Origin of the sequence: Acetobacter thailandicus (assembly GCF_011516655.1) — a bacterium.
Lineage (GTDB): Bacteria > Pseudomonadota > Alphaproteobacteria > Acetobacterales > Acetobacteraceae > Acetobacter > Acetobacter thailandicus.
This window is the reverse complement of record NZ_WOSV01000004.1, coordinates 81,079-96,974: the sequence shown is the minus strand read 5'-3', so window position 1 is coordinate 96,974 and position 15,896 is coordinate 81,079. Positions and strand designations below refer to the sequence as shown.

General features: G+C 47.4%; 12 protein-coding genes. 3 read left to right on the top strand and 9 right to left on the bottom strand.

Annotated features, from left to right (window positions below; genetic code table 11):
- Window positions 1–67: 67 nt before the first annotated feature.
- Both GOB58_RS07305 and GOB58_RS07300 read right to left on the bottom strand, forming a co-directional pair.
- A complete protein-coding gene (locus GOB58_RS07305; protein ID WP_173559771.1) occupies window positions 68–775 on the bottom strand; it encodes a hypothetical protein in 708 nt (235 codons plus the stop codon).
- A gap of 436 nt (window positions 776–1,211) precedes the next feature.
- The gene (locus GOB58_RS07300; protein WP_086635458.1) at window positions 1,212–1,775 is read right to left on the bottom strand and encodes a cob(I)yrinic acid a,c-diamide adenosyltransferase; all 564 of its coding nucleotides are present in this window, start codon (window positions 1,773–1,775) and stop codon (window positions 1,212–1,214) included.
- 39 nt (window positions 1,776–1,814) lie between these two features.
- Between GOB58_RS07300 and GOB58_RS07295 the strand changes: the two genes are divergently transcribed.
- Entirely contained in the window at window positions 1,815–2,231 is a 417-nt protein-coding gene (locus GOB58_RS07295; protein ID WP_173559770.1) for a DUF423 domain-containing protein, read from the top strand.
- A gap of 10 nt (window positions 2,232–2,241) precedes the next feature.
- On the opposite strand, the gene GOB58_RS07290 is transcribed toward GOB58_RS07295, so the two are convergent.
- On the bottom strand, window positions 2,242–2,532 hold the full coding sequence (locus GOB58_RS07290) for a hypothetical protein (RefSeq protein ID WP_173559769.1): 291 nt from the start codon (window positions 2,530–2,532) through the stop codon (window positions 2,242–2,244).
- 44 nt (window positions 2,533–2,576) lie between these two features.
- Window positions 2,577–3,137, bottom strand: a complete 561-nt coding sequence (locus tag GOB58_RS07285; protein WP_338421273.1) for a hypothetical protein — start codon at window positions 3,135–3,137, stop codon at window positions 2,577–2,579.
- Window positions 3,138–3,174: 37 nt separating this feature from the next.
- Between GOB58_RS07285 and GOB58_RS07280 the strand changes: the two genes are divergently transcribed.
- A complete protein-coding gene (locus GOB58_RS07280; RefSeq protein ID WP_242005260.1) occupies window positions 3,175–3,477 on the top strand; it encodes a DUF1653 domain-containing protein in 303 nt (100 codons plus the stop codon).
- 108 nt (window positions 3,478–3,585) lie between these two features.
- Here GOB58_RS07280 and GOB58_RS07275 read toward each other — a convergent pair whose 3' ends face one another.
- Window positions 3,586–4,002, bottom strand: coding sequence for a DUF2501 domain-containing protein (locus GOB58_RS07275; RefSeq protein ID WP_086553676.1), 417 nt, complete (start codon window positions 4,000–4,002; stop codon window positions 3,586–3,588).
- 478 nt (window positions 4,003–4,480) lie between these two features.
- Here GOB58_RS07275 and GOB58_RS07270 point away from each other — a divergent pair, with 478 nt between their 5' ends.
- On the top strand, window positions 4,481–5,875 hold the full coding sequence (locus GOB58_RS07270) for an amino acid permease (protein ID WP_173559768.1): 1,395 nt from the start codon (window positions 4,481–4,483) through the stop codon (window positions 5,873–5,875).
- A gap of 71 nt (window positions 5,876–5,946) precedes the next feature.
- Here the strand turns inward: GOB58_RS07270 and putA are convergent, their stop codons facing one another.
- The 4 genes from putA to GOB58_RS07250 form a co-directional block, all read right to left on the bottom strand.
- Window positions 5,947–9,582, bottom strand: a complete 3,636-nt coding sequence (gene putA, locus GOB58_RS07265) for a bifunctional proline dehydrogenase/L-glutamate gamma-semialdehyde dehydrogenase PutA (protein ID WP_173559767.1) — start codon at window positions 9,580–9,582, stop codon at window positions 5,947–5,949.
- A gap of 564 nt (window positions 9,583–10,146) precedes the next feature.
- Window positions 10,147–11,046, bottom strand: a complete 900-nt coding sequence (locus GOB58_RS07260; RefSeq protein ID WP_173559766.1) for a S1/P1 nuclease — start codon at window positions 11,044–11,046, stop codon at window positions 10,147–10,149.
- Between the two features lie 88 nt (window positions 11,047–11,134).
- Window positions 11,135–13,213, bottom strand: a complete 2,079-nt coding sequence (locus GOB58_RS07255) for a phosphocholine-specific phospholipase C (protein ID WP_173559765.1) — start codon at window positions 13,211–13,213, stop codon at window positions 11,135–11,137.
- 101 nt (window positions 13,214–13,314) lie between these two features.
- Entirely contained in the window at window positions 13,315–15,741 is a 2,427-nt protein-coding gene (locus tag GOB58_RS07250) for a TonB-dependent receptor (protein ID WP_407651750.1), read from the bottom strand.
- Window positions 15,742–15,896 lie beyond the last annotated feature (155 nt).

Genomic DNA, 15,896 nt, shown 5'->3' with positions numbered 1-15,896 from the left:
ATACAACAACGAGCAGTGACTTAGACGAAAATAATTTCATCTGCTCCCTTTATCTGTACACAGAATTTTAGTCTTTCCACCATTTTACAGGCTGTGGCTCACTATCTGTGACATCAGCATTGCTTTCACTCTCAAAGTCTTTTTCCACAACCGGAGCCGCAGATACCTCTTTACGAGGGCGACCACGTGGCTTCGCGTCGAGACGTTTGCGCAGGCCATGCATTTCTTCCTCGCAACGCTCAAGGTCCCACTGAAGACCTCTGATAATGCGGGTCTGAGCTACAACTTTAGTTTCAGCTTCTTCAAGCTTCACTTTCAGCTCTGTCACCTCAAGGTCAGCATGAACCTGACGTGTAGTCAGCGCTTTATTTGTATGCTGCATATCCTCGATCAAACGTGAGGCTTCTTCTGCGCGCTTTTTCTCGGTCGCCAGCAAACGCCGCAAATGCACCAGCTCGCTGTCGCCTGTACTACCTGATGAGAAATGAACTGTACGCGCTGTACCACTTGCCTGCACTGAAGCAAGTGCTCTTGGCTTAATACCGGCCAGAGAGTGCTTTTCAACCTGTACATCACCGTCTTTTACAAAACGACGACGTCTGAGCTGATTGCCGTCACCCTGCGCGCGCTGAACAGCCTGTGCACGACTCTGATGAGAAGAACCCATGCGCTCAAGGGCACTACGAAGTGATTCTTCTTCGCTTGCCTCTTCCTGGCTTTTCTCAGGCTTTGAAAAAAATGAAGATGATGCCGCTGCTTTTATAATACTTACCATTATTATACTTTTTACTTTCTTGATACATCAGAAGAAATTCTAAAATCTTCTCTTTTCAGAAATCAGAGAAATAACTCTTCACTTCCTTCTGATGCATTACATACGCCATGTTTATGGCACGCCGTTAAATGATTAAAATACTGTAGAAATTAATCTCTTTTTCTTAACATATAAGAGAAAATAATTTCTTTAACTGACAGATAACATACTCAGATTTTTTTTCCAATCAAAAATACTTTCACTACTCACAAAACATCCCTCAAAAACAATCAAAAATAATATATAATGTGAATTTTATTTTAAAAAAATATAATTAACTTTAAATAAATAGCCATTTTTTATTTAAATAAGAACAAAAAACACTCAATAAAGACAAAAAAAATTAAAAAAATATATAAATTTATAGTTTTTTTTAAATTAAAGTTAATAAAAAATACTATTTAATTTTCCATAAAATATCTTTTTTACCATCATCGTTAAAATGTCTGGCGAGAACGAAAAAATAATCCGACAATCTGTTAAGTATTTTTAATATCTTTTTATTCACCTCTTCTTCCTGCATTAAAGTAACGAAATCCCGTTCTGTACGACGCACCTGAGTTCGCACCATATGAGCCCACGCCGCTGCAATACTGCCACCTGGCAATACAAAGCTGGTCAACGGCGCCAGTCTCTCCTGCAGCGCAAACGTTTCCTGCTCAACCCACAGCAGAAGCTCTTCTGTAATACGTGCCGCCCGCTCTGCTTTTTTTGCTGCCTCAGGACAGCAGATATCAGCGCCCATATCAAACAACAAATGCTGTATCTGCATCAAAGTTTGACTGACAGGAGACTCATCGGGAACATGTGCCCTTAACAAACCCACCGCAGCATTCAGCTCATCCAGGCTACCAATTACTCCTACCCTGGCTGTATGTTTAGATACACGGCTTCCGTCACCCAGTGAGGTTTGTCCGCTATCTCCCCCTCGTGTCACAACACGATCTATGCGAATGCTCATAACCTTATCCTTTTAAACCGAATATTAAAGGAAGCTTTTATGCCTGCTTTTTCAGTTATTACACGTATATGGTGTGTTTGTGGCGCTCTGCTTGCTGCCTCTGCTGTCATAATGAGCGCTCTGGCAGCGCATCTGCCGGATGAACAACTGGCACAGGGCGGGCGGGCTATGCTGCATAACGCAACAGATGTGCAAATGTGGCATGCCCTTGCACTTATTTCTATCGGCCTCAGACTTCCACGACACGTGCCTCGCCTTACCCTTATTGCAGGCTTCGGTTTACTGACAGGCACGCTCATGTTTGTATCTGGCGTCTGTTATACGGCCTTTAGTGGTCATCGTGCTTTTCATATCGCCCCCACCGGCGGCAGCCTTCTGATCATCTCATGGTGTATTCTCGCTTACTCATGGGCTTTCTGTAAGAGCAGAAGCGAGAACTCCGGGCCTCATCCATAAAAACAGATTTTTATGTTTTAATTCTTTTCAGAATAATTTGCCCCACCCACAGCAAAAACAAAGCAAGCAGAAAGCACACCAGAAGCAAACAACCCGTTACTATCTTCTGACGTGTGAGACTACCATCTCCCGTCAGAATCCTCAGAATATCTGCACCAGCATGCCCACCAGTGGCAGCATCTACACGCGGCAATACGGTGAGAAAAAACCGCATCCCCATAACCAGCACCACCGTCAGACCAACTGTGAGCAATGTTTTGATAAGAGTGAGACGAACGCTACCGGGAGCAGAAGAAGACATAAATTACAACTCGTTTTCAGCTATCATTTCAGACTGCTGTATTATTAGCCACGCAAACCTGTATGAACTTCATGTGGTTTTTTGGGGGCAGGCTTCGTTACTGACGGACCATCAGTTAAAGTCAGCGTGTCATGATAGGCGCCGTTTCTCCAGACCCAGCGGTCTGTACCATCAACGACTATATCATACATACCATCATGCCTGCGCGGAAGGACCGTCACCGGACCACTGACAGAATCCAGAATTTTAACCCAGTCGTCAGCTTTTTTAAGATAAACATCCGTTGAACATCCGGCAGAGCCACACAGACTTGCAGACTGCACCTGAACAAATAAGGCCGTATCCCGCCCGTCAGGAGAAAGAGCTGCTGAACCTACAAGCACCAGAGGTATTTCTTTATGACGGGCAGCTGTTGCCAGATCATCGGCATTTAACTTACGTGCTATGGTATCAAGCTCGCCCCCTGGCTGACGTGTCAGCACCACCTGATGCCCTGCCAGAGATGAGACATTGTTACTGTACCTGGCCTGCCTGGCGAAGGAGGATCCGCCGGCTGATAAAAGACCAGTGATGACAGCACACATAATGACTTGTTTTTTCAACACTGCACTCTTCTGACCTGTTATGGAACACATTCTGGCCATGAAAACTTACCCTCACAAGATGTCCGAAACCACGCCCCCGGAACATCCATGCCCCGGCTTATACAGGCACTATAAAGGCGATCTTTATACACTGATCTGCGTGGGACGTCATAGCGAAACCGAAGAATGGCTTGTTACTTACCGCAGTGAGGAACACGGCACTTACTGGGTTCGTCCCTTAAAAATGTGGAACGAATCAATTAACGGTACACCGCGCTTTGCTTTAATGCATTCTCTAAGCGCCGAAAATCTCTTCTCAGACCGGCCATATCAGCCTGCAGAAAAACCAGAAAAAAGCTGATATTTTCTGTTTTCTTTCACCGCAATAAACCCGGAATTTTTATTTTTCTATACGATATTCAATTCCAGAGAAGACTGACCAATATGACCAGCCTTCTTCAGACTATTCTTACAGCGCAGCTTTCGCACGTGCCAGCACAGCTTTACAGGCTTTTTCACGAACAGGAACTACAGACATCGGCAACGAATAAGTTTTGCCGTTAACCAGCATCTGACCGGCTGTACCACGGGCATAGTTCATGTTGCCCTCCTGCCCCTCAGGCACAGCATTTGTCTTTTTGTTATAAGACTGAAGCACCTGAAAACCATCGTCGTAAGAAACATAGTTGGTTTCAGTGCAGTAGTTAAGCAAGCCAGCAACCTCAACAGGGTCAGCGCTGGCAACAAAGCCTGACAAATCGACATCACTCAGCGCAGGCGTACCAACATCACCCGGCGCCTGATCAGCATAAGCAGAAACAGAAGAACAGGTCATTGCAACAACAAGTGACAACGCTGATAACTTACAGACAGAAGACAGCTTCATTTGAGTTTTTCCTTCCCCCAAAAATCATGCCCAAACTTCCTGTAAAACAAAAAAAAATCAAGTGATCTGCAACGCAGGAGAGCTATCTCACAGCCAGTACAGCCAGATTAAAAAAACAGGAATATCTATAAAAAAGAAAAATTTTAATTATTTTAAGGAAATGACTATTTAATTAAAAATTAAAACCCCATTATTGAAAAAAAATAAAAATACACCAAAAATCATAATAAAATAATTATTTTAATTTATACAAAAAATCTCCTGATATTATTGGAAAAAATTTCGTGATATTGATTATATTCACTTCCACAATTACAATGCCGGAGAGATTATTTTAACAGCAGCTTCAGAACGCATCTCAGGCTCACGAAAAACTGTTTTCTCCACACATTACATGAGTGTAATATTTTAATTGCATAACGCTTTTGGAATGTGCAACCATTCATTACGATATCAGAGTGAGGGACCCCTGCATATCATGCCTGACAACAATAAAAATGCAGTAACTACCAATACTGATGGGCTACAAAGCCGCCATATTGCAATGATCGCCCTGGGGGGTGTCATTGGTGCAGGCCTTTTTGTTGGTAGTAGTGCCGCCATTTCTGTGACTGGCCCGGCTGTTCTTGTAACTTTTCTGGCGGTAGGCATCCTTGTCGTTCTGATTATGCGTATGCTCGGCGAAATGGTTGCGGCTCACCCGGGCAAAGGCTCTTTTGTCGCGTATATCCGCGCTTCTTTCGGCCCACGCCTTGGTTTTACAGCTGGCTGGCTTTACTGGTTTTTCTGGATTGTTGTACTGGGAAGTGAGGCCATTGCCGGCGCCCTGATCGTGCAGGACTGGCTTCAGCTTCCCATATGGGTGCTGGCTATCGGCCTGATTATCATCCTGAAACTTATTAATTTTGCAGCCCCGCGTGTTTTTGGCGAATGTGAATTCTGGCTTTCTCTCATTAAGGTAATGAGCATTCTTCTTTTCATTGGCATTGCCGCTCTGTTTGTCGGGCATGTCTTTGGCCCGGGGGTGCCGGCTGCCAGCAATTTTCTGGGGCATGGTGGCTTTTTTCCCTTTGGACCTGCCAGTGTACTCGCCATCGTACCAACCATTCTGTTCACTATGATGGGGTCAGAAATTGCAACAGTGGCCGCAGCAGAATCACACGAACCCGGCCAGAATGTTGCGCGGGTAACGCGCAGCATCGGGGCGAGGGTCACACTCTTTTACCTCGCTTCAGTCGCTATGGTTTTACTGGTCGTGCCATGGCAGAATATCGAACCAGGTAAATCGCCCTTTGTCACCGCAATGGATGTCATGGGCATACCCGGTGCCGGCGTGATAATGCGTATCATCGTACTGAGTGCTATTCTCTCCTGCATGAATTCCAGCATGTACGTCACATCCCGCATTCTGACCGAACTGGCCGCCAGTGGTGATGCACCTGCACGACTGGCGCGCACCGGCAAGACCGAAACACCCCGCCTCGCCGTTGTTATCAGCAGTATTGCCGGCACTCTGGTCGCATTCTCATCCATCCTTGCACCTGACACGATCTTCGCGTTTCTGCTTAGCTGTAGCGGGGGTGTCATCCTGGTTGTCTACTCTATGATCGTCGCAGCCTATATCCGCACACGAGGCAGAGCAGAAAAAACCGGCGACACCGCAAATTATACTCTGCTGCTCTTTCCTTATATAAATTATGGTACTCTGATCGCGGTAACACTTGTCTTCATTGCTATGCTGTGGGGGCACAATGAACGTATGACAGCTATCGCAAGCCTGGGCACGTCACTGGCCTGTTATGCCCTGGCATGCCTGATCACACGCAGGACGGCACAGGAGCAGACAGTACTATCCGACAAAAAGACAGCCTGAACACGGATAAGCAAAAAATACCGGCTCTCAGTAATGAAAGTCGGTATTTTTCGTAAAAACAAACGGTCCGTTTAGCTCAGCGTCATGAGGCTGGCATTACCACCTGCGGCTGAAATATTAATACTGCGTGACTGCTCCTCAATAACGCACTCCGCATGAGGAAGCTCCTCTCCGGTAATCCATGCCGGAACAACCGGGCCATCCCCTTCAGCCAGTGCTGCACGTGCATAGGCAAACGCATCATCATCACGCTCACCCAGCAGCACAGCGCAGGGCTTTTCTGTAGCGCTGGCAACAAACGTAACTGCATTCTGAACAAGCAAAGGAAGAGTTGCGATCCAGCCCTCAATTGAGGCATCAGCCAGAAGCAGAACCGTATTCCCTCCTGAGAACGCCAGAGAGAGCTGGTTGTACAGCCCTTCTTTCGTGGCAGGAATACACAATACAGCGCCTCTGGGTACCAGACGGTAGAGATTTTTTTCACCCACCGGCCCTGGGAGCATGCATTCACCATCGACTACACTGCCTCGCCCAAGAACCAGAGCCTGCCCGGCAAGTTTTGTCTCTTTTTCAGCGATAAGCCAGTCTGTCCATGCCTGCATCACCACAGGTTTCTCACCAGAGAATGTCCATACTATCTCTGGCGACTGAGCAAGCAGACGGCGCAAAATCAATGGTCCACCAGCCTTCGGCCCGGTACCTGACAGGCCCTGCCCACCAAATGGCTGCACACCAACAACAGCACCAATCGTGTTACGGTTAACATACAGATTACCCGCATGGATACGCGACAGCACGTGCTGCACTGTTGCTTCAATACGCGTATGTAAGCCAAAAGTGAGGCCATAACCGGTAGCGTTAATTTCGTTTAAAAGCTGATCAAGTGTATTTTGTTTATAACGCAGCACATGAAGCACAGGACCGAACACTTCGCCTCCCATCTCCTTCACAGCTTTTATTTCTACCAGGGTGGGTGGTACGAAATACCCTTCAGAGCAATGCTCAGGCACCGGCACAGAAAAAACCGATGCTCCCCTGGTACGAAATGCCTCAATATAGCGCGTAATATTCTCTGCAGCTTCTGCTGTAATCACGGGGCCAATATCGGTTGACAGATCTGCCGGATTACCAGGCCGGAGTTCATTCATTGCGCCACGTAACATACCCAGAACATGGTCGGCACATTCCTCCTGCACACACAGCAGACGCAGTGCCGAGCAACGCTGCCCTGCACTGTCAAAAGCTGAAGCAATCACATCAGCCACAACCTGTTCAGCCAAAGCTGAACTATCGACAATCATGGCATTCTGCCCACCTGTCTCTGCAACAAACGGAACAGGCTGACCAGTATGTGTTCGTCTTTTTTCAAGCTGACGGTTAATCAGCTGTGCAACCGCAGTCGAACCGGTAAACATCACACCACTGACACGCTCATCAGCGACAAGTGCTGCGCCTGCATCCCCCTCCCCTGTCAGCAGTTGCAAGGCGGCCTGAGGCACACCGGCTTTATGCAAAATACTAACAGCAACAGCAGCAATCAAAGGAGTTTCTTCGGCTGGCTTGGCAAGAACAACATTACCAGCGGCAAGAGCCGCTGCAATCTGTCCGATAAAAATGGCCAGCGGGAAATTCCAGGGACTGATACAAACCACCACACCAAGTGGCTTATGTGTCGTATTATCAAACTCGCGGCGAATAGTCGCACCGTAATAGCGCAGAAAATCAACAGCCTCACGCACTTCAGCCACGCCATTGGGAAGAGACTTTCCTGCCTCACGCGAAAGCAGAGAAAGCAGCTCATATCGCTGTGCCTCAAGCTGATCTGCGGCCTTATCAAAAATATCCGCCCGGTATGACGGCGCCGTTGCGGCCCACTCAGCCTGTGCTGCCTGTGCTGCATCAACTGCTTTTGTCACCATAGCTGGCGTAGCTGACGCAACGACACCGACTTTATCACTGTGGCAGGCAGGATTAATAACAGGGCGCTCTTTACTTCTGACACGCTGCCTGAACACAACAGGAGCCGCTTTCCAGGTTTTTGGCGCCCCTTTCAAACCCGCAGCCAGACCAGATAAGACCCGGTCATCTGCCAGATCAAGCCCTGACGAATTACGACGCTGAGGCGCAAACAGATCTGCCGGTTTGGAAATCTCCGGGTGTGGTGCGCCGTAAGGCTCAAAGCGCTGTGCCGTAACAATCGGGTCTTCAATCAAAGTGGCGACAGAAAGTGTGTCATCACCCACCTGATTGACGAATGATGAGTTTGCACCGTTTTCAAGCAAACGTCGTACCAGGTAAGCCAGCAATGTCTCATGCGTACCAACCGGCGCATAAATACGTACCGGACGCCTGAGCTCAGCTGAGCCGGTAATCTGCTTATAAAGAGGCTCTCCCATACCGTGCAAACACTGAAACTCGTATGAGCCGGCTTCAAATTTTTTACCTGCCAGCGCATAAAGGCTACCAACAGTACGGGCATTATGTGTGGCAAATTGCGGAAAAACAGCATCTCGCGCATTAAGCAATTTACGCGCACAGGCGAGATAGCTGATATCTGTATGGCACTTACGCGTGTAAACAGGAAAATCAGACTGACCATCGATCTGTGCTTTTTTAATTTCACTGTCCCAGTAAGCACCTTTAACAAGCCTGATCATCAGCCTGTGTTCTGACCGCCGTGCAAGGTCAATCATAAAGTCAAGCACAAACGGACAGCGCTTGCCATAAGCCTGCACGACAAACCCGATACCATGCCAGCCTTTAAGCTCTGGCACATGACATAGCGCCTCAAGCAGATCGAGTGAAAGGTCAAGCCGCTCACTCTCTTCTGCATCAATGCTCACGCCAATATCATAGCCGCGGGCAAGCAGCACAAGCTCTTTCACAACCGGAAAAAGCTCAGCCATAACACGCTCATATTGCGCGCGAACATAACGCGGATGCAAAGCAGAAAGCTTAATAGAAATACCTGGCCGCTCATACACACCGCTGCCTTTTGCGCTGCGACCTATAGCGTGAATGGCATTAAGATAATCCCTGCGATAGCGCTCTGCATCTTTTGCCGTAAAGGCTGCCTCACCAAGCATATCATAAGAATAAGCAAAGCCATTTTCTTCAAGCTCTGTGCTGTTTTCACGTGCCTGCTCAATGGTCTCGCCCAGCACAAACTGCTCACCCATAAGGCGCATAGCGGTATCGACAGCGCGACGAATAAGAGGCTTGCTACTGCGCGACACCAGGTCAAGCAGCGTATTTTTCAGATTTTTCTCATCACGCTTACCAACCAGCTCACCCGTAACAGCCAGCCCCCAGGCTGCTGCATTGGTAAATAGCGGGCGGTCACGCGAAATATGCGCCAGCCAGTCACCATTACCTATTTTATCTTCAATCAGGGCATCACGCGTAGCGGTATCGGGAATGCGCAACAGAGCCTCAGCCATACACATGAGGGCAACTCCCTCAGAAGAGGACAGGGAGAACTCCTGCACAAGCATTTCAACCAGCCCCGGGCGACGCTCTGCCCTGAGCGCCGTTGTAAGGCGGGTCGCCAGCTCAGCTGCGGTTTTTTGTTCTGCATCATTAAGGGTTGCCGCGGGTGTCAGGGTTTTAACACACTCAGCTTCGGGCTTACGAAAAGACTGAATAATCGCTTTACGCAATGATGAACGAGAGGAAAATGCAGGCGCAGCTGTAACATGGTGAGGCATAAATTTTTTATTCCGTCATAAAATGCATTCAGACAGCCTGAAACTTCTCGTTATTTTTTTCAAGAGGCTCTTTTATTTTGTTTTGCAAGCAAAGCTTCTGTTAAGTTTAGTAAATCCTTAAACTATGCCTCTATATAGTTAATGATTTTTCTGAACAAAAAATGTTTTGTTAAAATACAGATGAAAGGCATAACATCAGATAGGTTTTTTGTAATATCTGGAAAAGTCAGAACAATTATATTTTTCTTACCATATGCATAAATTTAGACAGCGTTATACCTTTCTGCCTTTAAGTTTTATGTAACGCCCGCCTGCTATCAGTGAGGAAAAGTGCTCTCTGATTATTCCGTGCGTACGATGGCTAATAATTGCCATCTCAGCGACTTCTTCAGGCTCAGGAGTTTTTTGAAATACAAGATGAAACTTTCAGCGTGGCTGCAGACTGATACTGCTGACTATAACAGATAGTGCTACGAAGCCACATAACTATGCTGATAAACCGATAGAGTCTGGCACGATGTATGGTGGTAATACCGCGCTATCAGACGCGGTATTACTACTGACTTAATGCGACAGCGCTTTATTTAAAATAGCGGCCAGTCGAACTCCGGCCTGTTCCAGGCGAAGCTCCATAATCGGCCATGTCAATTCGGTATAGGCCTTGCCAACATCAGCTCCCTTACTGGCAGGCAGCGCAGCATAAGCCACAGTACGAGCCAGGGAATGACTTTCGTTAGCCCAGCTAACGCTGGCATCATGAATATCTCCGCTATCCAGATCCTGCACCCAGTATTTCGTCTCATCAGGTGTGATCTGAGCGCCAAGACGATCCGCCTCCTGCTTCGCGCGAACGGGGTCAATGCTATAGAATGGGCCAACATGCAGGTTCGCCTGATGATCTATCACCCCCTCATCCCACAGAGAGTGGAGGTTCATGTGACCATTGGCATTGTTTCCGAAATAAGTAAGGTGGATTGCATTGCCACCCATGTCCTTATTGCGCTCAGCAGCATGCAGCGGCTGATGGATATCCCCCGCAAGGTGAACTATCCACTTCAGTGCAACCAGACGCTCCTGAGGTGACGCATGCGTATCGGCAAGGATTCTGACCTCCTCGGGGAGTTTTTCCACGACGCAGGCATGGTCCGGGCAGTCACGGGCCTGATCATAGACTGAGTGGGACACGTCTATATCGACATAATGCCATTTCAGCGTTTTGGGTGCTCCTCCTTTGTTCTCCGGAATATGACCAATCGTGTCGGGCCAGGAGGCAACCTGATCGAGTGTCTGATGATCTTCAAGAGCGAGTAACGCAGTTACGGTCTTTTCAGCTTGAGGTGTCAGATGCTCCTGTGCGATATCCGCTACGATCGCATGCCCATACGGCCCCCAGGCGAATACACTGGAAGAAAAGGCAAGTGTGCCTGCACCGATCAGAGATGCACAAAAAAAACGAAATTTCATTGGAATCCTGACTGCCTGATTCTGGAAAGAATACAGATATGTAATGTTAAGTTTACAAAGCTGAGAAAGTTACTGAGACCCGACATAGTTAACCTGAGATTACCCCCATAGCCGGATCTGTAATGCTTATGCGTCCTGTCTCAACATGGCCGGCCAGACGAATTTCATTACGGTCCTCACCCTCCGTTATTACCGTCAGATCATACCAGTGATGACTATTCGCGAGGTTAACAGGCAAGCTGGAAGAGCTCTGACCCGGAACATCAAAGCTGCGGTCTGCTGCACCATAAGCATTATCCCGGAGTAAAAGACGCCTAGAAACTGCTCCGCTATTAACAGCTTTAAGAATAAGGTTACCGGTGACTGCATCATGACAGGCCGTAAGGCTCATGGTCGTCGCGTCAGGAACGTAAAAATACCGTGCAAAACCATTAGGACCCAGAACGGTAATCTTGTGACTATCACCCTGCTGCACAGACCATACGTCCTGCAAAGCTTTGCCTGCCCCGATTGTATAGCGGCGAGGCGTCTCATGCGTAGTATCACGATAAACATAAAGACACGCAGCCTGCTTACCGTCATTACGCATATTCAGGGTCAGAACACCCGGAGCAGAAGGAACGAGATCAGCTGTCAGGTCATAAGGTAATGGTCTGGCCAGACGCACACCTGTTTCCTGACGTCCCATATCCTCAATACGGCTTTGATGAGGCACAATGACGGCGGGAAGTTTGCAGGATGTATCAGCTATTTTTCGATAAGCGGTGGTATCGGGCAGTGGTGGCAGCACAGTACGTTTGCGTGTAAAATCAAACGCGCCTGTCAGATCACCGCAAATGGCACGACGCCAGGGGGTAATATTAGGTTCTTTTACGCCAAAGCGTGCCTCAATGAAGCGAATAACTGACGTATGATCAAAAACTTCTGAGCTGACAAAACCACCTGTGCTCCAGGGAGAAATGATAAAGGCCGGCACGCGCGGACCCAGACCGAAAGGCAGCATATCTGCGGTCTGGCTTTCCGGGCGAAAAGCTGCGACACGGTCATGAATTTCCCCTGTTGTATCAACCGTACTTTTTCCTGGCAGCACAGGTGTTGGCGGCTGAGGCGGCGGCATATGATCAAAATAACCATCATTCTCGTCATACATAACCAGAAAAACAGTTCTGGCCCATACTTCAGGATTAGCCGTTAACGCATCTAACGTACGAGAAATGAAGGTTGCACCGTAACCTGGTGTCCAGCGAGGATGTTCGGAATAAGCTGCCGGCGGCAAAACCCACGAGACCTGAGGCAAGCGATCAGCCAGCACATCCTGCCGCAGATTATCGAGTGTCCGGGCAGTCATAGCCCGCTCATACAAAGGGGAACCCTGTGGCGCATCAACAAAATTACGAAAATTCATCAGTACGTTTGTACCGAAATTACCATTTTCAATATCAGAGACTGACATGCTTTGCTGATAGATACGCCAGTCAATACCTGCGTCCTGCAGGCGCTCAGGGTAAGTCGTCCATGAGAAAGGTGCTGCGACATTCGAATAAAAAGGACGGTCGACCCAGTCTCTGTTATCAAGCACCGGCCCTCCGCCTGTTCCCGCCGGGTCAACCATACCCGTCATCAGGTAGTAGCGATTAGGATGTGTCTGAGTAGGAGTAGAGCAAAACCAGTGATCACAGACTGTAAACGCATCAGCCAGTGCATAATGAAAAGGGATATCATCGCGGGTATAATAACCCATCGTCATATCTGTCTTATAACGTGGCCACTGGTTATTCCAGCCCTTATTAATTGCTGCGTGCGTTGGCGTCCAGCTGTGATCAAGATCCATGACACATTGCGCGCTGGTTGTTTGTGTTGGCAGGTGAAAAGGCGTAATCCAGCCATCTGCTGATTTATGACGCTGCTGCCACCAGACCGGAAAACCTTCCGGACCGTGCACAACATGTCGGTCTCCATACCCACGCACCCCTGATAAATGACCAAGGTAGTGGTCAAACGACCGGTTCTCCTGCATCAGAATAACAATATGCCGAACGTCGCTGATTGTTCCGCTTTCACGTCGTGCCGGGATTGCACGTGCACGCTGAATTGACGGAAGCAAACCAGACAGTGAAAGACCCGCACCAGCGGTCAGCAGGCTTCTGCGATAAATGTCAGAGGACAATGATGACGTTTCCTCATGCTGCGCATCGAATTGACAATAGTCAGGGAGATAATGAAAGAAAATCCGCCTCATGCAGCAGGCGGATATCTCACTGAAGAATTTTAAAAATCTGCGCTGAACGTCCCGAGAACAGAGAACGGGCTGGCGATCAGATAACTTGTGCTCTGGCCTGCAATTTTAGAACCAAAGACACCGGTTGTGGCTTTCGCGTTCGTAGCAGCACCATTAACAAAACCCAGATAATGGTTGTTCGCGATATTCATCAGGTTCAGCTTAAGTGTTGGATGTTTAAGAAAACCAAAGTTTTTAAAGCGATAACCTGCAGATATATTCATACGAACATAACCTGGAATCTTCAGGTCATTTGTGAACGTCGCATACTGCGAACCAGTATATTTCAGACTAAACCCTGAAAAGAAATTACCGTCATCATAATCGAGGTTAAAACCAACCTGATATTTAGCCGTCTGAGGGGCAAATTTACCCTTAGAATGAACATAGTCACTGGTACTGCCACTGCTGGCAGCCAGATTATTATCAGTGCGGGCGTCAACATACTCAAAAGACGCATACGGGCGGAAATTATGAAACGGACGTGTTCCAATTTCAGCATCCACACCCGAAGCATGCATACCACCACCATTAATACTGGTTGTATAATAGCTGCCGTTCGGCTGAGTAATAACCTGTGTATAAAGACGGTTTGTAAAGTTATAATGGAAAAACGTAATGGAGCTCATTATAGTTGCTCCCTGATAACGCCATCCTGCTTCTTCAGAAATCGAATATTCCGTTTTCTGGTTTGGGTTCGCTTTGGTAGAATAGCCAGAACCTGGATAATATGACCCGGAATCATATAGGGAACTGTTCATAGGAATACGGAAGTTTGTTGTTACAGAAGCAAAAAACTGATTTTCACTATTCACTTTATAACGAACAGAAAAAGCCGGGAGAGGTTGCTGCCAGGAACCATTGATATGAGATCCTGTCGATGTGTCTGGCAGACCATTATATCCCTGACGTTTAACAAAGGTATATTTAAGGCCCGCTTCAATGTTTAATTTATTATTAAGCAGTGAAAGACTGTCAGCTAAAAAAAGTGTATGAATACGTGTTTGTGTTAACGTATCACGATATTCAGCCGTCACACCGTTTGATAATACGAGGTTAGGTCCCCCTCCCCATAAATCAAGCGCCCGCCCCGTCTCCGGGTTAATAAGGCTATAAGGGCCTGTCTGACGCTGTTTTGAATACTCAAACCAGTAGCCGGCTTCAAGACGGTTTATTCCGGTGTGCAAAGTCAGTTTGGTGACAGAGCCTGGACGGTAGGTTTGCGTGTTTGAAGGATTATACAAAAGCATCGACTTGGTATTAGATGCATTGTAATTTCCAAGAGACGCTGACATTTTTTCAGCGCCATACTGATAATTCTGAAAACTGGTGCTATAGGCCCCACCACCATTTCCGTTCCCGTACCAGAAATACGGTGTTTCTGTCAGAGTGATTTTATCAGACAACCTGAAAGTCGAAGGAGCCGATGCGTAAATGTTTGTAAACGGGTTTCTGTGTAGCTGGTAATAATTTCCACTCGGACTGTCGGGGTTCCATTTCGACTCATAGACGTTATTCTTGATCATGCTGTTGACCAGAGAGTTGTAACCCTTACCGGTGTTCATGGCGTTCATATCAGCTGCGGTGGTTACTCTCGTAGATGGAAAAAGCACCCCTGAAGAATGATTACCAATAATACTCAGTGAAACGACGTTGCCATTACCCCATTTGTTGACCCATTTGGTTTCTCCATGCATTTTATTGGAACTACCCGGACCTCTCCACATATCCTCTGCAGCCTGAGAGAAAGACACAAAACCTCGCAGGTTTGTGTGACCAACATAGCCTGTATCCACACGACCAAAAATACGACGCATATTATATGAGCCATACGACCCGACGAGCTTACCACCAAAATGGTTCGCCGGATCGCGGAGATACATATCTACAGCACCACCGGTTGCAGAAATATGCGGGCTATCGAGATCTGCAGAACCCTGTTCCACGTTGATACTACGCAAGTTTTCTGCATCCACAATTTCCTGCGGGTACACAGCATAACTGCCAATATCGTTAATGGGAAAACCCTCAAGCGTGAAACCTATCTGCTGAGATGTCAGACCACGCATTGTCATATTGCCACCGGTCATGCCCAGAGGGTCCTGGTCTGACGTATTAACACCGGGGAGCAATGCAATGAGCTGCATTGGGTTTGACCCGTTTGCCTGCTTCTCAATGAATTCCTGCGTGACGGTAGAGCGGGATTTAGGAGCATCTTCTTTAATCATCAGGCCAGCAGCAACCTGACGATGATGTGCTCCAAAAACAGAAATTTGCTCTTCCGATACGTCTGTGGGTGACGTTGCCCCCATCATACTCGGAGCATTATCTTTTGGCTTATGATGTAAGCCTTTAGATGAGTGTGTTGTAGTTTTTGCTAAAGGTTTACTCCAGGCATGTACTGGCGCGTAGTACATGAACGATATAGTTGATGTGGACAGAAGCAGACATCTGAGCTTTTTCATAGTTCTTATAGGTTTCACGTTTAACCTTTATCCGCACATCTGTTTTAGAGAATTTCAGAGGGTTTTACCCGCAGACTTTAAAATTGTGTGTTAAGGTTGTGAGACAA